Origin of the sequence: Actinophytocola sp., assembly GCF_036555685.1 — a bacterium.
Taxonomy (GTDB): Bacteria; Actinomycetota; Actinomycetes; order Mycobacteriales; family Pseudonocardiaceae; genus Actinophytocola.
On sequence record NZ_DATBKY010000235.1, the window covers coordinates 1 to 20,740 of the forward strand.

Below are 20,740 nucleotides of genomic sequence, written 5' to 3' on the forward strand. Positions count from 1 at the left end.
CGTCCAGGGCTCCCCGAAGACGTCCAGCGTGCGCGCGATCGAGCACACCATCTCGCCGAAGTTCGTGCGCTGCATGGGACGACTCTAGCATGCGGGGTTCCCTTAGGGAACTCAAACTGTTATGGTCGTGACGTCTCTTGACGGAACTCGGAGGAGGGCATGATGGGCAAGATCTTCGCGGCGCTCGCGGTGTCGGTCGACGGTTACATCACCGGTCGCGGCCCCGGCCCCGGGCGTGGACTCGGCGACGGCGGGATGCTCTTCGACTGGTACGTCGACGGCGACACGCCCAGCGAGGTGTTCGACGGTTTCCGGCTGAGCGCACCCAGCGCCCGGGTCTTCGACGCGGTGGCCGGCCGCGTGGGTGCGGTGGTGGTGGGCCGCAACACCTACGACGACTCCGAGAACTTCGGCGGCGGCAGCCCGCACCCGACAGCACCGCTGTTCCTGGTCAGCCACCGCCCGGCACCGGAGATCAGCGACCGGCAGACCCTGGTGACGACCGGCATCGAGGACGCGATCGCCGCGGCCCGCAAGGCCGCCGGCGACCGGGACGTCGGCCTCATGGGCGGCGGCGTCGTGACGTCGGCGCTGCGGGCCGGCCTCGTCGACGAACTGGTCCTGCACCAGGTGCCGATCCTGCTCGGCGGCGGCCGGCCGTTCTTCCAGACGCTTCCCGAGCACATCCGGCTGCGCCTCGTCGAAGCCGTCCCCGCGCCAGGTGTCACCCACCTCCACTACGAGCTCGAGCGCTGACCCACACACCAACCCCTGCCAGGAGATGACGACATGCTCGACCAAGACGTCCGCCAGGTTCTCGACAGCACCTCGATCGCCCACCTCGCCACCGTCCTGCCCGACGGCGCTCCGCACTCCGTCCCGGTCTGGGTCGGCACGCACGGCGACCACATCACGGTCCTCACCGGTCCGGAGAGCCGCAAGGCGCGCAACCTGCGGCGCGACCCACGCGTCGCGCTCTCCGTGACACCGGCCGACAACCCGTTCCAGCCGGTCATCATCCGCGGCCGGGTCGTCGAGTGGCTCGAGGGTGACGCTGCCTGGGAGATCGTCGACCGGATGGCGGAGAAGTACATCGGCGGCCCGTACTCCCGCAGCGAGGAGCGGGTGGTCGCGCTCATCGAGCCGGAGCGGCAGAGCCGGGGTTGAGGTCAGCCGCGCGACTCCAGGGCGGCGAGGCGCATCTCGAGCTGGTCGAGGCGACTGCGGAGCAAGGTCACCTGCGCCTCCAGGCTGAGCTCGCGCTCCGCCCGCCGCTGGATCCGCGGCGACCGCGCCGCCCGCTCGACGACGGCGTCCAGCGGCACCAGCCGCTGCGGACCGTTGGGCCCGTCGACCAGGCGCGAACGAACCTCGCCGTTGCGGTACCACGAGCGCAGCGCGGACCGCGACACTCCGGTCTCCTGCTCGGCCTGCGCGAGCGTCACCCACGGCGTGTCCTCCAGCTGCGCGAACAGCTCCAGCTCGTCCCGCCAGCGCGAAAGGCGGTCGTCCCAATCCGAGGCACTCACACCGTCACCCTATCACTGGCACTGTATTGACAGGGTCGAAGACAACGTGCAGCATCAGCGGCATGTTCGAGCGGTTCACCGACAACGCGCGGGCGGTCGTTGTCTCGGCGCAGAACGAGGCGCGGTCGCTGCAGCACGACTACATCGGCACCGAGCACATCCTGCTCGGCCTCTTCAGCTCCCCCAGCGGCATCGCGGCGGAGGCGCTGCACCAGCTGGGAATCACCGCCGAGATGGTGCGCGCCGATGTCGTGTCGATGACCGGCACGGGCAAAGGCGCGCCGGGCGGGCACATCCCGTTCACCCCGCGCGCGAAGAAGGTGCTCGAGCTCGCGCTGCGAGAGGCGTTGCAGCTGAGCCACAACTACATCGGCACCGAGCACATCCTGCTGGCGCTCGAACGCGAGGGGGACGGCGTGGCCGCGAAGATCTTCGCGAGCCACGTCGAGAACATGAAGGACGTGTCGCGGACGGTCAAGGCGTTGATCGCCGAGCACACCGGGGGTGGGAGCAGCGCCTCGAGCAGGCCGAAGCGCACCACCGCGGCGGACGATGTCGTCACCGCGGCCGAGGCGCTCGCGGGTGGCGCGCCGATGGGCAGCCACCACCTGCTCGAGGCGCTGATCCGGGCCGAGGGCAGCATGGCCGCCACCGTGCTCGCCCAGCTCGGTGTGAGCGCGGACGAGGTCGCCGACAAGGTCGACGAGCTCGACGCCGACCAGACCACGGATGCCACGCCGCAGGAGACGGCCGCGCGCCAGATGGAGATCCGTATCGAGGGCGAGGAGGTGCACCTGGTCTTCCGCGACGAGGGCACGCTCGGCCTGGCGCGCGCGGTCAACGAGCTCACCGGCGAGGGCCCGATCCGCGCGAAGGGTCCGGTCATCGGCCGCTTCGTTCCACTGTGGACCCGGGTGAACGAGACGCTGCTCGAGCTGACGCGCCTGCTGCGCCCCGAAGGCGAGGCCGAGGGCAAGGACGTCAGCAAGGCCGCACTACTGGTCCGCCGCGTAGTGCACGACCGCCTGCGCCGGCGCCGCCCGGGGCCGCCTCCCGCCAACCCCGCCGCCGATGGCTGACGTAGCCACGGCCCAGCCGAGTTGTTCGAGCCCGCCCCGCTGGTTCGGCGTGAGGTCCTAAGGCGACAGTCGGGCCCTACCACGGCGCACCGACAATCCAGCGCGATGTCGATCAAGCCTGTGGACAACTTCGCGGCCCCCGATTTCAAGCATAGCCGCGAACACCGACGGTTCCTGGCGCGAACAGCGGGACGGACTCCCAGACACGCCAAGGAAATCCGCTAGATACCACGCAGCGCCGACATTTCCGAGCGGTGTTGATCAAGCCTGTGGATAACGCTTGGGCCCCCGATTTCCACATTACTTGGCGGGGCTGACGATTCCGGGTGTCAGCGAGGGGTGAGGATGCAGAACTCGTTGTCCTCCGGGTCGGCCATTACCTCCCACGGGACGTCGCCCTGGCCTATGTCGACTCGGTGGGCGCCCAGGGCCTCCAGGCGGGCCACCTCGCCGGGCACCGAGCCGGCCGGGAACGGGGCCACGTCCAGGTGTACGCGGTTCTTCACCACGTGGGGGTCGGCCGAGTGGATGAGCTCCAGCCATGGGCCGCGGCCGTCGGGGTCGCGCAGGGAGGCGTAGTCCTCCGCGCCGCGCACGACAGGCCAGCCGGACGCCGCCGACCAGAAGGCGGACAGCGCCCGCGGATCGGCGGCCTGGACGACGATCGCCGCGATGGCGCCGGTGTTCATGTACTCCGGGCGGGGATCCAGGACGCAGAACTCGTTGCCGCCCGGGTCGGCGAGTACGAACCACGGCACGTTGCGCTGGCCGATGTCGACGCGTACGGCACCGAGGCCCAGCGCGTGGTCGAGCATCGCCATCTGCTGGTCCGCCGAAGCGCTCGCGAGGTCGAGATGCACGCGGTTCTGCACCGTCTTCGGCTTCGAGACCGGGACGAATACCAGGTCGAACCGCCAGCCGTCGTCGGCCGGGGCCTGGAGGTCCACCTCGTCCGGCTCCTCCAGGCTGATTCCCCAGCCCAGCAGGTCCCGCCAGAACCGGGCCAGCGCGGGCGGATCGGCCGCGTCGACGACCACATTGACCAGTCGCGTGGACATGATCGGCACGCTAGCCGACCCCACCGACAAATCAACGCGTCGCGAGCCGCAGCAGGTACCACAGCTGCTCGATCGCCTCCCGCTCGCCGTCCGGCGTGGCCGTGCCGATCGGACGCCGGCCCCACAGCCACAGATACATCCCGGACGGATCCGTCGACACGGACGCGTCCGCTTCCTCGCCCGGTTCGGCCGGCCACGACGCCGTGCCGTCGGCCGTCATCTGCGCGATCCACCGCCGCCGGCCGGCGACCACCGCGACGCGGCCGGTCCACGTGTTCGTCACGCCCAGCACCCCGAGCCGGTGCGTGAACCACAGCGACAGCACCTCGTCGATGCCGTCGTACGCGATGTCCTCGTCGAACCGCGCGGTCACGGTCATCGCCGCCGCCGTGGTCTGCGCGTCGTAGCGGTGCACGGTCGTCTCGTGGGCGAGGCGGCGGTACCAGAACCCGTAGGTCTGATCGATCGGCCACCACGACGGCGCCGCGTCCGCCGGATCGTGCGCGGACAGCTCGGCCACGATGTCCCGCAGCCCCACCCGCAGGTACTCCGCGAGCGACTGCCCGGGGACCGGCGCGCGCTGCCAGCGGGTCGGCTGGTCGCCCGACCGCAGCCACGCCAGCACCATCCGGTAGACGCTGCCGACGTGCCGGACCGTGTCGCCCAGCGTCATGCCCTCGGCGTAGCGCACCGGCAGGTTCGGATCCGTCCCCATCGCCGACGTCGCCAGCAGCTCACCCTCCACCCGCAGGACCCCGAGCAAGCGGCCGTAGTCGGCCAGTGCCCGACCGGTCATGACGTGCCGTGGATCGCACGCGTCACGAGGTCGAGGAACTGGCCGGACTGGCGCACGAGGTCGTCCGCGGACCGCGGGGTGACCGCGCGCGTGATGCCGGCCTGCACCGAGGCACGGGTCGACGACCACGACGCGAAGAACGCCGCCCACTCGCGCAGCTCGGGTGCCACCGAGGCGAGCAGCGTCCACACGCTCATCGGCCGCGAATGCGCCCGGTGCGGGCGGCCGCGCACCGCGAGCAGGGCGGCCGCCGCACGCAGCGCCGCGAGGTATGCCTGGGCGAACCGCTGAGCCGGCTCGGGATCGAGCGACGCGTGCGCGAGGCCGCGCTCGGCCTGGGACAGCAGGTGGAGCGCCGGCTCCGGCACGGACAGGGGCTCGTTGTCGCGGTAGTCCAGAGTTGTGGTCACCTGACGCCTCCTCGCGGTCCGGGATCGTCACCGGTCGTGACGACACGCCGTGGGGAAGCCGGCGGTGCCCGGTGGTGAGGCGCTTCCCCCACCCCACCACCGGGCAGTGTTCGAACTGGTGTTCGAACGATTCGAGCTTAGCTCCGGGCACCGACAGACTCAACCTCGGCCCGGATTTTCAGCGGCGACGCCGGCCACATGTGTGCTCTGATGTGCCCATGACGTCTCTGGACCACCCCGCGATCAGCAAGATCTCCGCCGCACTGCGCGAGGCCGGGATGCCGGCCGCCGCCGACGGGATCCGCGTCCTCGACGACGAGGTGCGCACCGCGGCGGCCGCCGCGGCGGCTCTCGGCGTGCCGGTCGGCGCGATCGCGAACAGCCTCGTCTTCCGGGCTACCGAGGGTGACCGGAGCTTCCCGCTGCTGGCCCTGACGTCCGGCGCCCACCGCGCCTCCACGACCCGCCTGGCGACGCTGGCCGGCGCGACGTCGGTCGGCCGCGCGGACCCGTCGTTCGTCCGCGAGCACACCGGGCAGGTGATCGGCGGGGTGGCCCCGGTCGGGCATCCCCGGCCGATCACGACGCTGGTGGACAACGCGCTCGCCGCGTACGAGATTGTCTGGGCCGCGGCCGGACACCCGAAGGCCGTGTTCCCGACGACGTTCGCCGACCTGGTCGCGCTGACAGGGGGCGTGGCTGCGGACGTGGCGGACGGGGAGGAGAATCACGTGTCGTGACCGCGGTTCCACCTCGGGTCGAGCGGTTCGTCGACCTCAACCAGGACGAGCTGCGCACCCGCCTGCCCGAGGCGCTTTCCCTGTATGTCACGGCGATGCGCTACCCGCTGGGCACGGCCGAGCAGCGCGCGCCGATGTGGCTCGCGCACATGCTGCGCGCCGACTGGCGTTGCGTGGCCGCGCTCGACCCGGACGACACGATGGTCGGCATCGCGTACGGCTACCGCGGCGCGAAGGGCCAGTGGTGGCACGAGCAGGTGCGGCGCGGCGTCGTCGAGCGGTCGGGCCCGGAGTTCGCCGACCGCTGGCTCGACGACTACTTCGAGCTGACCGAGGTGCACGTCCGCCCGGCCGCCCAGGGCCGCGGCGTCGGCGAGGACCTGCTGCGGCGCCTGCTCGCCGACGTCCGGTCCAGCAAGGTCCTGCTCTCCACGCCGGAAGGCCCGTCGCGGGCGTGGCGGCTGTACTACCGCCTGGGCTTCACGGACGTGCTCCGCGACTACCGCTTCACCGGCGACCCGCGGCCGTTCGGCGTGCTGGGCCGCAGCCTCCCGCTCTGAGCTACAGCGCGGCCAGGCGCTCGCGCAGGGTGTCCAGGCCCATCTGTCCCATGCGCAGTGCCCGCATGTGGAAGTCCTTGAGGTCGAAGGCAGAACCGGCCCGGGCGCGGGCGTCGTCGCGGGCCTGCAGCCACAGGCGCTCGCCCAGCTTGTACGCCGGAGCCTGGCCCGGCCAGCCCAGGTAGCGGTCGATCTCGTCGCGGACCAGGGCCTCCTCGGTGACCGTGCGGCTCAGCATGAACTCCAGGCCCAGGTCCGGGGTCCACCGCTCGCCCTCGTGGAAACCGGTGCCGCGCGGGATCTCCAGCTCCAGGTGCATGCCGATGTCGACGATGACCCGCGCGGCGCGGAACAGGTTCTCGTTCAGCATGCCGAGCAGGTTCCCGTCGTCGGACAGGTAGCCGAACTCGCGCATCAGCCGCTCCGCGTACAGCGCCCAGCCCTCGCTGTAGGCCGGCACCCAGGCCAGCAGCCGCTGGAACTTGTTCAGCCGCTGCGACTCGAAGGTCGCCGTCGCGATCTGCATGTGATGGCCCGGCACGCCCTCGTGGTAGACGACGCTGACCTCGCGCCACGTCGTGAACTCCGACTTGTCCGGCGGCAGCGCCCACCACATCGCGCCCGCGCGGGAGAAGTCGTCCGACGGGCCCGTGTAGTAGGCGCCCGACCCGCCGCCCGGCGGGGCGATCCTGCAGTCCAGCCGCATGATCTCGGCCGGGATGTCGAAGTGCACCCCGCGCAGGTCGGCGAGCGCCTGGTCCGACAAGCGCTGCATCCAGTCGCGGAACTCGCCCACCCCGCCGATCCGGTACCGGGGGTCCGCGTCGAGCGCGTCGCTCGCCTCGCGGATGTCCGCGCCCGGCTTGACCCGGCCGGACACCTCCTTCATCTCCGCCTCGAGCCGGGTGAACTCCGCCCACCCCCACTCGTAGGCCTCCCGCAGGTCCACCCGCGCGCCCAGGTACATCCGCGACCACAGGCCGTAGACGTCCGCACCGACCGCGTCCCGCTCGGGCGCCTTGGGCAGCAGCTCGTCGGTCAGGAACGTGCCGAGCTCCGCGTACGCCTGTCCCGCCGCGGCCGCGGCGGCGTCGAGGTCCGCGCGCAGCGCGGGCTCGTCGGGCGCCTGCGCCACCATCGTCGCGAAGAACGCCGGGCCGCTGCCCGCCCCGGCCCACGTCGCGCACTGCTCGGCGACCTTGCGCACCTGCCGGACCGCCGAGACCCGGCCCTGTGCTGCCGCGTGCCGCAGGCTCTCCCGGTAGCTCGCGAGCGCCGCCGGCACCGCGGCCATCCGGGTCGCGATCACCCGCCAGTCGTCCGCCGACTCCGTCGGCATCAGGTCGAACGCCTGGCGCACGTCCTGCGCGGGACTGGCCAGCACGTTCAGCGAGGACACCACCAGGCCGGCGTCGTGGACCTCCTTCTCGACGCCCATCCGCTCGGTGAACACCGCCTTCGCGTCCCGCTCGCCGTCGTCGACGGGGTCCAGCCCGTCGATCGCACGCAGGGCGTTCGAGATCAGCGCCGCCCGCTCGGCGTGCCCGGCCGGGGAGAGGTCCGGCAACCGGTCGTCGTGGCCGGAGATGCCCAGCGCGGTCGCGATGGTCGGCTCGAGCGAGACGTAGTCGTCCACAAAGGAATCACAGAGTCGGTGCACCGGGGTGTCCATGGCACCGGACGCTACCCGGGTCGTCCCGTTATTTTCGAACAGAAAATCGCCTGCTGTCCGTGGAGCCGCCGGTTGCTGGCAGGATGGGCCCGTGCGCACCGCCGGCCGCGACCGAACTCGCCGTGTACTCGGGCTCGTCGTGTTGTGCGGCGTCCTGCTGACCACGCTCACCGGCTGCGTCCGCATCCACGCGGCGCTCGCCGTCTCCTCCGACGACCTGATCTCCGGCGACCTCGTCATCGCCGCGCTCCCGGTGAACAAGGACGACGACGGGCCCAGCCTCACCGTGCCGCCCGAGCTCGCCGAGAAGGTCCACACCGAGCCCTACACCGCGGACGGCTACGTCGGCCAGCGGGTCACGCTCAACGGCCTGCGGTTCGCCGACGTCACGCTGCTCGTCGACTCGATCTCCACGCTGCAGCAGTACCGGCTCTCGTTCCGCCGCTCGGGCGAGCTGGTCACGCTCGCCGGCTCGATCGACCTGACCCGCGTGCCCAAGGAGCGGGCCGACGTGCAGGTCAAGATCGCCTTCCCCGGCCGGATCACGCGCACCAACGGCGACAACGTCGACGGCACCATCAGCTGGTCGCCCAAACCGCAGGCGGTCACCGAGTTCAGCGCGACCGCGCAGTACTCGGACGCGTCCGGCATCTCGTGGAGCCAGTGGGTGGCGATGGTCGGCGGCGGCGCGATCGGCGTGTCGGTGCTCGTCGTGCTGCTCGCCCTGTTCACCCACCGGCGCAGCCTGCGGCTGGAGCGCGCGCAGCAGCGCCGGCCGGCCTATTAGTGTCCCGCGCCGGAAATTCCGTGCGTAAGTCGGTGGATCCAGGTTTCTGCTGGCAAGGCGCCGATTCGCCCTCGTACTGGACCGTACCTGGGTGGATCGGCAACGCCGCCAGCAGGAAGCTGGGCCAGCGAATTATGTGCCAGATTTCCGGCGCGGGACACTAGCCGACGGACCGCAAGTTCGCCCGCACGGCCGTCCGTTCCGGGGCGAGGTCGAGGCGCGCCACCATCTCCTTGGTCGCCTTCGACAGGTTGAACGTGTAGAAGTGCAGGCACGGCACGCCCTCGGCGAGCAGCCGCCGGGACAGCTCCTCGGTGACGTCCATGCCCGCCGCGCGGAACGCCTTCGGGTCCTCGGTCAGCGGGCCCAGCCGGTCGGCCATCCACGCCGGCACCTGCGCGCCGGACAGCTCCACGGTCTTCGACAGGATCTTCGGCGTGGTCAGCGGCATCACGCCGGGCAGCAGCAGCGAGTCGCAGCCGCGGGCGGCCACCCGGTCACGCATCCGCAGGAAGTCGTCGGCCTCGAAGAACAGCTGGGCGATCGCGAAGTCGGCGCCCGCGCGCAGCTTGCGGACCAGGTACTCGGTGTCGGTGTCCAGGTCGGCCGAGCGCGGGTGGCCGTACGGAAACGCCGACACGCCCACGCAGAAGTCGCCCAGCTCGCGCACCAGGCGCACCAGCTCCTCGGCGTACGCCAGGCCCTCGGGATGGCGGATCCACTCGCCCATCGGATCGCCCGGTGGGTCGCCACGCAGCGCGAGGACGTTCTTCACCCCCAGCTCGGCGTACCAGCCGATGACGTTGCGCAGGTCGGCGACCGAGTGGTCGACGGCCGTGAGGTGGGCCATCGACACCAGCGTGGTCTCCCTGACCACGCGGCCGGTCGTGCGGATCGTGCGGTCCCGGCTGGAGCCGCCCGCGCCGTAGGTGACCGAGACGAACGCCGGGTCCAGCCCCTCCAGCGAGCGGATGGAGTTCCACAGCCGCTGCTCGTCGGCGTCGTCGCGCGGAGGCATGAACTCGACGGAGAACACCGGCCGGCCACCCGGGATACGCGCCACCACCGAAGTCATGGGTCCAGGGTAGTGAAGGACCATATGACGCAACTCGGCTCCCAGCAGGAACCGACTAGGACCCGGCTCGTGGACGATTGCGAGCTCCCGTGCCGGGCAACGTAACCAGGAACACGGAACAACCCCCCGCTGACATGCGAGCCGGGCCGACCACGCACCATGGTCCCCGTGGCCCCGGCTCCTGATCTCCCCACCGTCGAGCAGTCCATCGACGCCGCGGTGCACCGGCACGTCGAGGACTTCCTCGCGCGCTACCTGACCGAGCGCCGCGCGGAGCTCCCCGAGCTCGCCCGCACCTTCGCCCAGGCCGTCGACGCCCTGTCCGACTTCGCGCTGCGGGGCGGCAAGCGGCTGCGGCCGACGTTCGCCTGGTGGGGCTGGCGCGCGGCCGGCGGGGAGGCGGACGGGCCGCGGGCGCGAGCCGTGCTGCACGCCATCACCGCCCTGGAGCTGATCCAGACGTGCGCGCTCGTGCACGACGACATCATGGACGCCTCCGAGCTGCGCCGCGGCCGGCCGACCGTGCACGTCCGGTTCCGCGAGGCGCACCGCGCCGGCGCGTGGCTGGGCGATCCCGAGCGGTTCGGCACGGCGGCCGCGATCCTGCTCGGCGACCTGGCGCTGGCCTGGGCGGACGACATGTTCGAAAGCGCGGAGCTCGAGCCGGCGATGCGGGCGGCCGCACGCGGGCCGTGGCAGGCGATGCGGGCGGAGATGTTCGCCGGCCAGTACCTCGACGTGCTCGCCCAGGCGGAGGGCGACGAGTCCGAGGAGCGGGCGCTCGGCGTGGCGCGGCTCAAGACCGCCGCCTACACCGTGGAGCGGCCACTGCACATGGGCGTCGCGTTCGCCGGCGCCGGGCCGGACACCGTCGAGGCCATCAAGACGTTCGGCACGGACATCGGGGTCGCGTTCCAGCTGCGCGACGACGTGCTGGGGATGTTCGGCGACACCGAGGTCACCGGCAAGCCCGCGGGCGACGACCTGCGCGAGGGCAAGCGGACGCTGCTGATGGCGCTCGGCCTGGACTACGCCACCCGCGCCGGCCGGCACGCCGACGCCGACCTCATGCGCCGTGCGCTCGGCGACCCCGACCTGCGGCCGCGGACGCTCGTCCGGGTCCGCGAGCTGCTCATCGACCTGGGCGTGGTGCAGGAGCTGGAACGGCGCATCGAGGCCCTCACCTCGGCCGCGCTGGCCACGCTCGACGCGGCCGGGCTCGCGGACCCGGGCGTCACGCGCCTGCGGGACCTGGCGCTCGCCGCGACCCGGCGGGACAGGTAGTGCGGACCGGTCCGAGATCCATCGCGGGCCCGACCGACCACGTCGTCGTGGTCGGCGCCGGGCTCGCGGGCCTGTCCGCCACGCTGCACCTGCTCGGCGCCGGGCGATCGGTCACCGTGCTGGAGTCCGCTTCCGGGCCGGGCGGCCGGGCCGGGTCCGCGCTGCTGGACGGCTACCGGATCGACACCGGCGCGTCCGTGCTGACCATGCCCGAGCTGGCCGACGAGGCGCTCGCCGCGGTCGGCGAGTCGCTCGCGGACCGCGTCCACCTGACCCGGCTCGACCCGGCCTACCGCGCGCGGTTCGCGGACGGGTCGGTGCTGGACGTGCACGCCGACGCGGACGCGATGGCCGACGAGGTGCGCCGCTTCGCCGGCCCGCGCGAGGCCGACGGCTACCGGCGGCTGCGGGCCTGGCTCACCGAGCTGTACCGCCTGCAGCGGGACCGGTTCATCGGCGCCGACTTCGACTCCCCGCTCGACCTCGCCACCCCCGCGCTGGCCCGGCTCGCGGCGATCGGCGGGTTCGGCCGGCTCGGCCCCGCGGTCGGCCGGTTCCTGCACGACGAGCGGCTGCGCCGCGTGTTCACGTTCCAGTCCCTCTACGCCGGGCTCGCGCCGCACCGGGCCCTCGCCGCGTACGGGGTCATCGCCTACATGGACACCGTGGCCGGCGTGTACTTCCCGCGCGGCGGCGTCGGGGCGCTCGCTTCGGCGCTCGCCGACGCGGCCGCCGCGCACGGGGCGGCCATGCGGTACCGCACGGGCGCGGCGTGGCTCGAGCGTTCCGGGGAGCGGGTCACCGCGGTGCGCACCAGCCACGGCGAGCGGATCGCGTGCGACGCGGTCGTGCTGACGCCGGACCTGCCGGTCAGCTACCGGCTCCTCGGCCGGGCGCCGCGCCGGCCCGTCCGGGCGCACTGGTCGCCGTCGGCCGTCGTGCTGCACGCCGGGCTCACCCGGCCCCGGCCCGAGCTCGCCCACCACACGGTGTACTTCGGCGACGCGTGGACGCGGACGTTCGACGAGATCCTGACCCGCGGCAGGCTGATGAGCGACCCGTCGCTGCTGGTCACCCGGCCCACCGCGACCGACCCCCGGCTCGCCCCGGCCGGCCGCGAGCTGGTGTCGGTGCTCGCGCCGTGCCCGAACCTCGCGACCGGTCCGATCGACTGGCGCCGCGTCGGGCCCGCCTACGCCGAGGAGCTCACCCGCGTCCTCGAGGACCGCGGGCTGACCGGCCTGCGCGCGTCGGTCGAGGTCTCGCGGCTCGTCACGCCGGCCGACTGGGAGGCGGGCGGCCACGCGGCCGGTACGCCGTTCTCGCTGGCCCACACGTTCCGCCAGACCGGCCCGTTCCGGCCGCGGAACCTGGTGCGCGGCGTGGCCAACGTCGTGCTGGCGGGCTGCGGCACCACACCGGGCGTCGGCGTGCCACCCGTGCTGATCTCCGGCCGGCTCGCCGCGGCCAGGATCACGGGGAACGCAAAGGCGGGTGCGTCAATTCGTAGCCAAGCCGTCAGGTGGATACTCCACACCCCACTCGCGTGAGTTGGGATACTGCGACCCGGAACTGGGCACGCCCATGGATGAGCGCGCCGGATGGGGAGTCACCATGCGGGCACAGGAAGCCGGGCGGCGGGCGGTCGCGGTGAGACGCCGGCTGATGTTCGCCGGGTTCGCGGCGGCGCTCGCCCTCGTGACCGCCGGCTGCAGCAACGACGTCGCCGGCGAGCCCCGGGGCGTGAACATCGGCCCGCTCACCACGGCCGAGGCAACGTCCCAGGCCCTGACCGACTTCGCCGAGGCCGCCGCCGTGCGCTACACCGGCTCGCTGGTCGCCGCGGACGGTGCCGAGCTCACCGTCGACCTCACCGCCACGCTCACCGGCGAGGTGTCCGGCGGCATCACGATCGACGCCCTGCCCGCGACCGTCCTCTACGTCGGCAAGACGCTCTACCTCAAGGCGAACACCAACTTCTGGAGCGGCATGGTCGCCCGGTTCGGCGTGACCTCCGGCGACGGCAGCGCACTCGCGAACCGCTGGGTCAAGCTGCCCACGTCGCTGATCGGCGTGGAGTTCGGCGAGATCTTCACGCCCGACGTCGTGGCCCAGACGGCCGGCAAGGTCACCAAGCAGACCGCCGATCTGGGGCTGCGGCACAACGCCGAGGAGAGCATCGCCGGGGTCGACGCGTACGCGATCGAGGTTGACGGCGGCACGGTGTACTTCGCGACCACCCAGCCGCACGGCGTGCTCCGCTTCGACCTCGACAAGCTGGGCAGCGGCGAGAACACCGCGGTCACGAGCGCGCTGCTCGACGTCACCGACGTCTCGCCGAACGTCGTCGCGATCTACCAGTCGCTGAACAAGGCCGCGGCCGGGCTCGGCACGGCGGTCGACGCGCTGACCGGCATCCAGCAGGGCGCCCACCGGTTCGACAAGTGCGGCGCGCCCAGCTGCACGCTGATCGTGGACATCAAGAACACCGCGAAGAGCGCCGTGCGCGTGCACCTGCGGGCCAACTGGACCGGCGACGGCACCAAGCTCGGCGGCTGCGAGTCGAAGATCGGCCCGGTGGCGCCCGGCGCCAGCAGCAAGATCAGCTGCCGGATCACGTCCGCGCAGTGGAAGAGCTTCTACCAGAAGGCGAACTCGGTGCCGGGCACGCATCCGTACGGCGCGCAGTGGTCCGCGCTCGTCCTCGCCGAGCCGCCGGACGTCGCCGACCTCAAGACCTGGGCGGCCGCCAAGCCCGCCGCCGCGGACGACCACAAGACCGACGGCACCCACGCGGTGTACGAGATCAGCGCGAGCGGCACGCCGTGGAAGTACGGCGTGGTGCCCAACCGGTACTGGCGCGACCACGCGAACGACCAGCGGCGCGCGTGCATGGCCGACAGCAGGTCCGCCTGCACCGTGTCGCGGGTGACCGTGGCCGACGACCCGGTGTCGGCGCACGCCCTGGCCACGAAGCTGATCGCCGACTACGTGTCCGAGCACGACGGCTGCCCCGCCGGCCAGTGGGTGAGCTGCACGAAGTGACCTCGGGCGCCGAGCTGGCGGAGGCCTACCAGGCGTGCCGCCGGATCAACGCGCACCACGGGCGTACCTATTTCCTCGCCACCCGCCTGCTCCCGGCGGACCGGCGGCCCGCGGTGCACGCGCTGTACGGCTTCGCCCGGCTCGCCGACGAGATCGTCGACGACGTGGCCCGCACGTCCGCCGACGGGCGGGCCCGCGCGCTCGCCGCGTTCGAACAGCAGGTCGGCACGGCGCTGCGGGGCGGCGAGCCGGCGAGCCCGGTGCTGCTCGCCCTCGCCGACACGGTGCGCCGCCACGCGATCGAGCCGGACCTGTTCGCCGAGTTCCTCGCCTCGATGCGGATGGACCTGACCGTCACCGGCTACCGGACCTTCGCCGACCTCGGCGAGTACATGCACGGCTCGGCCGGGGTCATCGGGCTGCAGCTCTTGCCGGTGCTCGGCACCGCCGGTCCGGCGGCGGACGCAGCGCCGTACGCGGCCGCGCTCGGCGAGGCGTTCCAGCTGACCAACTTCCTCCGCGACGTCGGCGAGGACCTCGACCGCGGGCGGCTCTACCTGCCGGCCGACGAGCTGGCCGCGTTCGGCGTGGACCGCGCGCGGCTGCTGCGTGCGCACCGCACCGGCCGGCCGGATCCCGCGATCCGGCGGGCGCTCGCGCACCTCGTCGCGTACAACCACGCCGTGTACCGGCGGGCCGAGCCCGGGATCGCGCTGCTGCGCCGCGAGTCGCGGCCGTGCGTGCGGACCGCGTTCACGCTCTACCGCCGGATCCTCGACGAGATCGAGGCGAGCGACTACGCCGTGCTGGGCCGCCGCATCGCGGTGCCCGTCCACCGGCGGCTGCGCATCGCCGTGCCGGGCCTCATCGCCGCGGTGGCGAGCCGGGCCGTGACCCGGGCCGTGAGCCGGGCCGGCGGCCGCCGGCGCGAGCTGGCGTCACGCTGAGAAGGCGCAGACCCGACGACGGAGAAACGAACGAGGCTCCCGCACCGATCAAACCGATGGTCCGGACGGTGACGGCCGGCTGCCGAGCGCCGGGAGCTCGCCCGCGCGGCCCGTCGTCCGCCGTTCGGACCGGTGCCGGTGACCGCCGTTCTTGGCGGCGGTCACCCTGCGCCGGGCAGCCCGGAACCGGTGCGGACCCGACGCCCGCACCCCGAACAGTGCGCTTGTCTCAGAGCGCCAGGGCCTGGGCGCGGCGCTTGACCTCGCGGCCGCCGGTGGCGCGCAGCTGGTCGATGGGCCGGCCGGGCAGCGAGTCGTCCGCGGTGAACAGCCAGCGGACCATCTCGTCCGGCGCGAAGCCCGCGTCGGCGAGGACGGTCAACGTGCCGGGCAGACCCTTGACGATCGAGCCTTCGCTGGTGAGGAATTCCGCGGGCACGCACAGCACCCCGTCGCGGCGGACCGCGACCAGCTGGCCGTCCCGCAACGCCTGGCGCACCTTCGTCACCGGGAGTCTCAGCCGCTCGGCCACATCGGGCAGCGCCAGCACCTCGACTCCGGGATCGAGCACGTCGTCGGCGGAGGGTGTCGCACTCACGCCCCTCACGATGCCACACCGGACACCGCCGTGCCTGGACGATTTCGGCCGGTGCGAGCCGTTCGACGGCCCTCGCGGGCAGATCGACGGTCACATAATCGACGGCTTCACCACGCGCCGGCTGCGGGCTCCGTACCATCACGGTCGTGGACGAAAGGGGAGCCCGGCTGATCGGCACGCTGCTCGAGCGGCGGTACCGGATCGACGCGCTGCTCGCACGCGGCGGGATGTCGTCGGTTTACCGGGGGCTCGACACCCGGCTCGACCGGCGCGTCGCGATCAAGGTGATGGACGCGCGCTTCGCCGACGACCGCGCCTTCGTCGACCGCTTCGAGCGCGAGGCCCGCTCCGCCGCGAAGATCCACCACCCCAACGTCGTCGCCGTCCACGACCAGGGCGTGGACGCCAACCCCGAGGGTGCGCTGGTCTACCTGGTGATGGAGCTGGTCGACGGCGGCACCCTGCGGGACCTCATCACCGAGCGTGGCGCGCTCGAGCCGCAGCTGGCCCTCTCGATCATGGAACCGGTGCTGGGCGCGCTCGCCGCGGCGCACCGGGCCGGCCTGATCCACCGCGACGTCAAGCCGGAGAACGTGCTGATCGGGCACGGCGGCGAGCAGGGCACGATCGTCAAGGTCGGTGACTTCGGCCTGGTGCGCGCCGTGTCCAGCGCCGGCACGACGAGCTCGAGCATCATCCTCGGCACCGTCGCGTACCTGTCCCCCGAGCAGGTCACCACCGGCAACGCGACCGCCCGCGGCGACGTCTACTCGGCCGGCATCCTGCTGTGGGAGTCGCTCACCGGCACCACGCCCTACACCGGCGACAACCCGCTCTCGATCGCCTACCGGCACGTGAACGAGGACGTGCCGGCGCCGAGCTCACGCGTCGCCGGCCTGCCGCCCGCGCTGGACGAGCTGGTCGTGCGGGCCACGCGGCGGGACCCGGCCGCCCGGCCCGCCGACGGCGCCGCGTTCCTCGCCGAGCTGGCCAACCTCCGCACGCAGCTGGGCTTGGCGCGGGTCGCGGTGCCGGTCCCCGAGCCGACCATCCAGGACCGCACCGTGCCGGTGACGCCGGTGGGCAACCGGATCGGCGGCCGGCCGACTGGCGAGGAGGACCCGGAGGCCACCGCGACCGGCCTGGACGTCGTCGACGCAGGCCGGCCGCTCGCGCATGCCACGGTCGTGCGCCAGGCGCCCGCCGGCTTCCAGGCGATGGGCCCGCGGGGCACCCGCGCCATGCTGCGCACCGACCTGGACCCGCCCCCGCCGTCGAACCCGTACGGCATGCAGCAGCCGGTGCTCGGCCCGCCGAGCATGGGTACGCCGATGGGCTCGCCCGCCATGGGCTCGCCCGCGATGGGCAACGCACTCCCGCCGATGCCACCCCCGCCGCGGCGGCAGCGCCCACCGGGCCTGCAGCCGAACAAGCGGAGCGGCAACATCGTGCTGCTCGTCCTCGCCGCCGTGCTGGCGATCGCGCTGATCGGGACGACCACGTGGTGGTTCACCTCCGGCCGGTACAGCACCGTGCCGAACGTGGCGGGCAAGGACCGTGCCGCGGCCGAGAAGATCCTCAACGACAGCGACCTCCAGCCGAAGTACGAGCACGCCTACAGCGACGACGTCGAGTCCGGCCAGGTGATCGAGACGAACCCGGCCGGCGGCGCGGAGGTGCTGCGCGGCGAGACGATCACCGTCACGCTGTCCAACGGCCCGCCGGTCGTCCCGGACGTGCGGGCCGGCTCGTCGGTCGACTCCGCCAAGCAGGCGATCAAGGATCACGGCCTGCAGCCCGGCGTCGACGACAGCAAGCAGGACTTCAGCGACGAGGTGGCCAAGGGCAAGGTCATCCGCCTCGATCCGGAGCCGGGCACCCAGCTGAAACTCGGCGAGCGCGTCGACATCATCGTGAGCAAGGGCGCCGCGCCCAAGCCGATCCCGGACCTGCGTGGCAAGACCCGCGACGAGGCGTTCGCCACGCTCCAGCAGCTGGGCTACGCCCCGGTCGACGCGCCACAGCAGTTCGATCCGGACATCGACAACGGTAAGGTCATCGGCACCGACCCGCCGGCGAACGTGACCCCCGCGCCGGGCACCGAGATAAAGGTGGTCACGTCGAACGCGATCACCGTGCCCGACCTGATGAACAGATCTCCGCAGGACGCACAGGCACTTCTGCAGGGGCTGGGCCTACAGGTCCAGATCCAGCAGTTCGGCGGCGCGAACCGGGTGTTCGGGCAGAACCCCGTCGCCAACACCCGCGTGCAGGCCGGCTCGACCGTCATCCTCTTCACAATTCTCTGACCAGCACGACAGCGAGAAAATCGCCGCCGACGCACAGTCTTAACGTGCTGACCATGCGAGGGTCACGCGTCCCTGGTGAGGTGGAACGCATGGCACGACTCAGCGGACTGGACGTCGCGTTCCTCTGTCTCGAGACGCGCACCCGGCCGATGCACCTCGGTGCGATCGGCGTGTTCCGGCCGGCCGGGCCAGTCGACCTCGGCGAACTACGGGAGTTGCTCGCGTCGCGGGCGGCCGCCACGCCGCTACTGCGGCAGCGAGCGCATCCCGTCTGGTTCCCGCCGGGCGGCGCGGAGTGGCGCGTGGACGACCGCTTCCGCGCGGCTGAGCACGTTCGTGGCTACCACGTGCCGGACCGGCGGACCTTCGAGGCGTACGCGTCCGGCTGGATGGCCACGCCGCTCGATCTGTCCCGGCCGCCGTGGGAGATCCACGTGGTGACCGGCCTGCCGGACGACGAGTTCGCCGTGTTGCTGAAGCTGCACCACTCGCTCGCGGACGGCGCCGGGGCGGTCGAGGTGGCCGGCAGGCTGTTCGACCAGTCGGCGCCCGCCCGGCCGGCCCCGCCGTCCCTCCCACCGTCCCTCCAGCCGTCCCTCCCACCGACCCTGGACCTGCTGAGCCAGGGCCGGGAGCTGCTCACCCGCGCGGGCACGGTGCTGCTCGCGGCGCGTCGCCCGCCCGCGCCGTCGCTGGTCACCGGGAGCTCGGCACGCCGCCGGCTCGCGTTCGTGCGGCTGGACCTCGACGACGTGCGGCAGATCCGCAAACAGCACGGCGGCACGACGAACGACGTGGCACTCACGGTGGTCGCCGGGGCGCTGCGGCAGTGGCTCGCGCTGCGGAACAAGCCCGTCGACGGGGTGACGTTGCGGGCGCTGATCCCGGTCAACACGCGGGCGCGGGGTGGTGCGGACGGCGCGAACCGGTTGTCGGCGTATCTGTGTGACCTGCCGGTCGGGCTCGCGGATCCGTTGGAGCGGTTGCGGTTCGTGCGGTCGGCGATGGACCGGAACAAGGCGGCCGGGCCGTCGGCCGGGCCCGGGGCGGTGCCGATCCTGGCGAATCTCATCCCGTCCGCGCTGCATCGGGTCTGCACGCCGGCCGCGGGAGCGGCGGCGCCGCTGCTGTTCGACACGGTCGTCACCAACGTGCCCCTGCCGCCCCGAGGGTTGGCACTGGCCGGGGCGGAGCTGCGGGAGGTCTATCCCTTCGCGCCGCTCGCCGCCGGGCACGGGCTGGGCGTGGCGATCTCCGCCTACCGCGATTCCGTCCACATAGGACTACAAGCCGACCATGACGCGGTGCCGGACTTGGACGTGCTCGCGGCCTGTCTGACGAAGGCGGCCAACACGCTGCACGAGAGGTGTGCTTAGGCCCTCGTCGTGCGGTCCTGGCCGGGGCGCGTCGGTCGACGTGGCGCGTTTCCGGCCTTCGTTACGAGCGGAGCATCTCCGCTACCAGGAAGGCCAGCTCGAGGCTCTGCTGCGTGTTCAGCCTCGGGTCGCAGGCCGTCTCGTAGCGGCCGTGCAGGTCCTTGTCCGAGATCTCCTGGGCGCCGCCCAGGCACTCCGTCACGTCCTCGCCCGTGAGCTCGATGTGGATGCCGCCGGGGTGCGTGCCCAGGTGCCGGTGCACCTCGAAGAAGCCCTGCACCTCGTCCACGATCCGGTCGAAGTGGCGGGTCTTGTAGCCCGTCGACGACTCGTGGGTGTTGCCGTGCATCGGGTCGCACTGCCAGATCACCTGGTGGCCCGACGCGGTCACCTTCTCGATGATCGGCGGCAGCACGTCGCGCACCTTCTGGTTGCCCATGCGGCTGACGAGCGTGAGCCGGCCCGGGGTGTTCTTCGGGTCCAGGCGCTCGACGTACTCGACGGCCATCTCCGGCGTGGTCGACGGCCCGATCTTGAGGCCGATCGGGTTCGCCAGCAGCTCCACCAGCGCGACATGCGCACCATCGAGCTGCCTCGTGCGCTCGCCGACCCAGATGAAGTGCGACGACAGGTCGTACAGCTTCGCGTCGGGCTCCGCGCTGTCCAGCCGCAGCATCGCGCGCTCGTAGTCCAGCAACAGCGCCTCGTGGCTAGCGAAGATCTCCGTCGTGTGCAGGGACGAGTCCTCGACCCCGCACGCCGACATGAAGCGCAGGCCACGGTCGATCTCCGTGGCCAGGGCCTCGTACCGCTCTCCGGCCGCGGAGTTGGAGACGAAGTTCTTGTTCCACTCGTGGACCCGCGTCAGGTCCGCCTCGCCGGCCGCGGTCAGGGCGCGGACCAGGTTCATGGCGGCACCGGCGTTGGCGTACGCGCGGATCATGCGGCCCGGGTCCGGCACCCGCGCCTCGGGCGTCGCGACCAGCGAGTTGACGATGTCGCCGCGGTAGACCGGCAGGCCCAGCGCGTCGGTCGAGCTGGAGCGGGGCTTGGCGTACTGGCCGGCGATGCGGGCGACCTTGACGACCGGCATGCTCGCGCCGTAGGTCAGGACCACGGCCATCTGCAGCAGCGTGCGGATGTTGCCGCGGATGTGCGGCTCGGTGTTGTCGGCGAAGGTCTCCGCGCAGTCGCCGCCCTGCAGCATGAACGCCTGGCCGCGCGCGACCTCGGCGAGCTTGTTGCGCAGCCGGTCGACCTCGGACGGCACCGTGATCGGCGGCACGCTCTCGAGTACCGTCCGGACCTGGCGGACCGCGTCGGCGTCGGGCCACTCCGGCTGCTGCGCCGCACGGCGGGCGAGGGCGTCGTCGAGGCGGGCACGCAGCTCGGGCGAAAGCGGTGGCAACTCGGGAAGATCGTCCACCGGAACATCGACAGTCCAGTTCACGGCCATAGCGTAGCCATCCCGGTCA

At 72.4% G+C, this 20,740-nt stretch carries 20 protein-coding genes; 12 read left to right on the forward strand and 8 right to left on the reverse strand.

What is annotated here, in order from left to right; genetic code table 11:
• Positions 1-162 precede the first annotated feature (162 nt).
• Both VH969_RS22755 and VH969_RS22760 read left to right on the forward strand, forming a co-directional pair.
• On the forward strand, positions 163-756 hold the full coding sequence (locus VH969_RS22755; protein WP_331977558.1) for a dihydrofolate reductase family protein: 594 nt from the start codon (positions 163-165) through the stop codon (positions 754-756).
• 33 nt (positions 757-789) lie between these two features.
• Positions 790-1,167: a PPOX class F420-dependent oxidoreductase gene (locus tag VH969_RS22760; RefSeq protein ID WP_331977474.1), complete on the forward strand. Its 378-nt coding sequence runs from the start codon at positions 790-792 to the stop codon at positions 1,165-1,167.
• A gap of 2 nt (positions 1,168-1,169) precedes the next feature.
• On the opposite strand, the gene VH969_RS22765 is transcribed toward VH969_RS22760, so the two are convergent.
• Positions 1,170-1,529, reverse strand: coding sequence for an excisionase (locus tag VH969_RS22765; RefSeq protein ID WP_331977476.1), 360 nt, complete (start codon positions 1,527-1,529; stop codon positions 1,170-1,172).
• Positions 1,530-1,591: 62 nt separating this feature from the next.
• Here VH969_RS22765 and VH969_RS34580 point away from each other — a divergent pair, with 62 nt between their 5' ends.
• Positions 1,592-2,608 (forward strand): Clp protease N-terminal domain-containing protein, encoded by a 1,017-nt coding sequence (locus tag VH969_RS34580; RefSeq protein ID WP_414638605.1) that lies wholly within the window; start codon positions 1,592-1,594, stop codon positions 2,606-2,608.
• Positions 2,609-2,937: 329 nt separating this feature from the next.
• Here the strand turns inward: VH969_RS34580 and VH969_RS22780 are convergent, their stop codons facing one another.
• The 3 genes from VH969_RS22780 to VH969_RS22790 are packed head-to-tail and all read right to left on the reverse strand — an operon-like array spanning position 2,938 to position 4,872.
• A complete protein-coding gene (locus VH969_RS22780; protein WP_331977478.1) occupies positions 2,938-3,666 on the reverse strand; it encodes a VOC family protein in 729 nt (242 codons plus the stop codon).
• Between the two features lie 31 nt (positions 3,667-3,697).
• Positions 3,698-4,462 (reverse strand): maleylpyruvate isomerase N-terminal domain-containing protein, encoded by a 765-nt coding sequence (locus VH969_RS22785; RefSeq protein ID WP_331977480.1) that lies wholly within the window; start codon positions 4,460-4,462, stop codon positions 3,698-3,700.
• A complete protein-coding gene (locus VH969_RS22790) occupies positions 4,459-4,872 on the reverse strand; it encodes an SAV_6107 family HEPN domain-containing protein (protein WP_331977482.1) in 414 nt (137 codons plus the stop codon). Before VH969_RS22790 ends, VH969_RS22785 begins: the two co-directional genes overlap by 4 nt.
• A 218-nt stretch (positions 4,873-5,090) precedes the next feature.
• Here VH969_RS22790 and VH969_RS22795 point away from each other — a divergent pair, with 218 nt between their 5' ends.
• On the forward strand, positions 5,091-5,612 hold the full coding sequence (locus VH969_RS22795) for a YbaK/EbsC family protein (RefSeq protein ID WP_331977484.1): 522 nt from the start codon (positions 5,091-5,093) through the stop codon (positions 5,610-5,612).
• Complete coding sequence (locus VH969_RS22800; RefSeq protein ID WP_331977486.1) at positions 5,609-6,172, forward strand: GNAT family N-acetyltransferase; 564 nt, start codon at positions 5,609-5,611, stop codon at positions 6,170-6,172. The genes VH969_RS22795 and VH969_RS22800 overlap by 4 nt, the downstream gene beginning before the upstream one ends.
• 1 nt (position 6,173) lies before the next feature.
• On the opposite strand, the gene VH969_RS22805 is transcribed toward VH969_RS22800, so the two are convergent.
• Positions 6,174-7,844 carry a DUF885 domain-containing protein gene (locus tag VH969_RS22805; protein WP_331977488.1) on the reverse strand — a complete coding sequence of 557 codons (1,671 nt, stop codon included), beginning with the start codon at positions 7,842-7,844 and terminating at the stop codon, positions 6,174-6,176.
• A 91-nt stretch (positions 7,845-7,935) separates the two neighbouring features.
• Between VH969_RS22805 and VH969_RS22810 the strand changes: the two genes are divergently transcribed.
• On the forward strand, positions 7,936-8,631 hold the full coding sequence (locus VH969_RS22810) for an LppM family (lipo)protein (RefSeq protein WP_331977490.1): 696 nt from the start codon (positions 7,936-7,938) through the stop codon (positions 8,629-8,631).
• 160 nt (positions 8,632-8,791) lie between these two features.
• Here VH969_RS22810 and VH969_RS22815 read toward each other — a convergent pair whose 3' ends face one another.
• The gene (locus VH969_RS22815) at positions 8,792-9,706 is read right to left on the reverse strand and encodes a methylenetetrahydrofolate reductase (protein WP_331977492.1); all 915 of its coding nucleotides are present in this window, start codon (positions 9,704-9,706) and stop codon (positions 8,792-8,794) included.
• A gap of 159 nt (positions 9,707-9,865) precedes the next feature.
• On the opposite strand from VH969_RS22815, the gene VH969_RS22820 reads away from it, so the two are divergent.
• The 4 genes from VH969_RS22820 to VH969_RS22835 all read left to right on the forward strand — a co-directional run bounded on the left by VH969_RS22820 (position 9,866) and on the right by VH969_RS22835 (position 14,982).
• The gene (locus VH969_RS22820) at positions 9,866-10,990 is read left to right on the forward strand and encodes a polyprenyl synthetase family protein (RefSeq protein ID WP_331977494.1); all 1,125 of its coding nucleotides are present in this window, start codon (positions 9,866-9,868) and stop codon (positions 10,988-10,990) included.
• On the forward strand, positions 10,990-12,540 hold the full coding sequence (gene crtI, locus VH969_RS22825) for a phytoene desaturase family protein (RefSeq protein ID WP_331977496.1): 1,551 nt from the start codon (positions 10,990-10,992) through the stop codon (positions 12,538-12,540). Before VH969_RS22820 ends, crtI begins: the two co-directional genes overlap by 1 nt.
• Positions 12,541-12,604: 64 nt before the next feature.
• Entirely contained in the window at positions 12,605-14,035 is a 1,431-nt protein-coding gene (locus tag VH969_RS22830) for a hypothetical protein (protein ID WP_331977498.1), read from the forward strand.
• On the forward strand, positions 14,032-14,982 hold the full coding sequence (locus tag VH969_RS22835; protein WP_331977500.1) for a phytoene/squalene synthase family protein: 951 nt from the start codon (positions 14,032-14,034) through the stop codon (positions 14,980-14,982). The genes VH969_RS22830 and VH969_RS22835 overlap by 4 nt, the downstream gene beginning before the upstream one ends.
• A 229-nt stretch (positions 14,983-15,211) precedes the next feature.
• Here the strand turns inward: VH969_RS22835 and VH969_RS22840 are convergent, their stop codons facing one another.
• Positions 15,212-15,580: an Rv2175c family DNA-binding protein gene (locus VH969_RS22840; protein ID WP_331977502.1), complete on the reverse strand. Its 369-nt coding sequence runs from the start codon at positions 15,578-15,580 to the stop codon at positions 15,212-15,214.
• 146 nt (positions 15,581-15,726) lie between these two features.
• On the opposite strand from VH969_RS22840, the gene VH969_RS22845 reads away from it, so the two are divergent.
• Positions 15,727-17,889 carry a Stk1 family PASTA domain-containing Ser/Thr kinase gene (locus VH969_RS22845; RefSeq protein WP_331977504.1) on the forward strand — a complete coding sequence of 721 codons (2,163 nt, stop codon included), beginning with the start codon at positions 15,727-15,729 and terminating at the stop codon, positions 17,887-17,889.
• An 89-nt stretch (positions 17,890-17,978) separates the two neighbouring features.
• Complete coding sequence (locus tag VH969_RS22850) at positions 17,979-19,265, forward strand: wax ester/triacylglycerol synthase family O-acyltransferase (protein WP_331977506.1); 1,287 nt, start codon at positions 17,979-17,981, stop codon at positions 19,263-19,265.
• 61 nt (positions 19,266-19,326) lie between these two features.
• On the opposite strand, the gene VH969_RS22855 is transcribed toward VH969_RS22850, so the two are convergent.
• Positions 19,327-20,715: a class II 3-deoxy-7-phosphoheptulonate synthase gene (locus VH969_RS22855; RefSeq protein ID WP_331977508.1), complete on the reverse strand. Its 1,389-nt coding sequence runs from the start codon at positions 20,713-20,715 to the stop codon at positions 19,327-19,329.
• Positions 20,716-20,740: the final 25 nt, after the last annotated feature.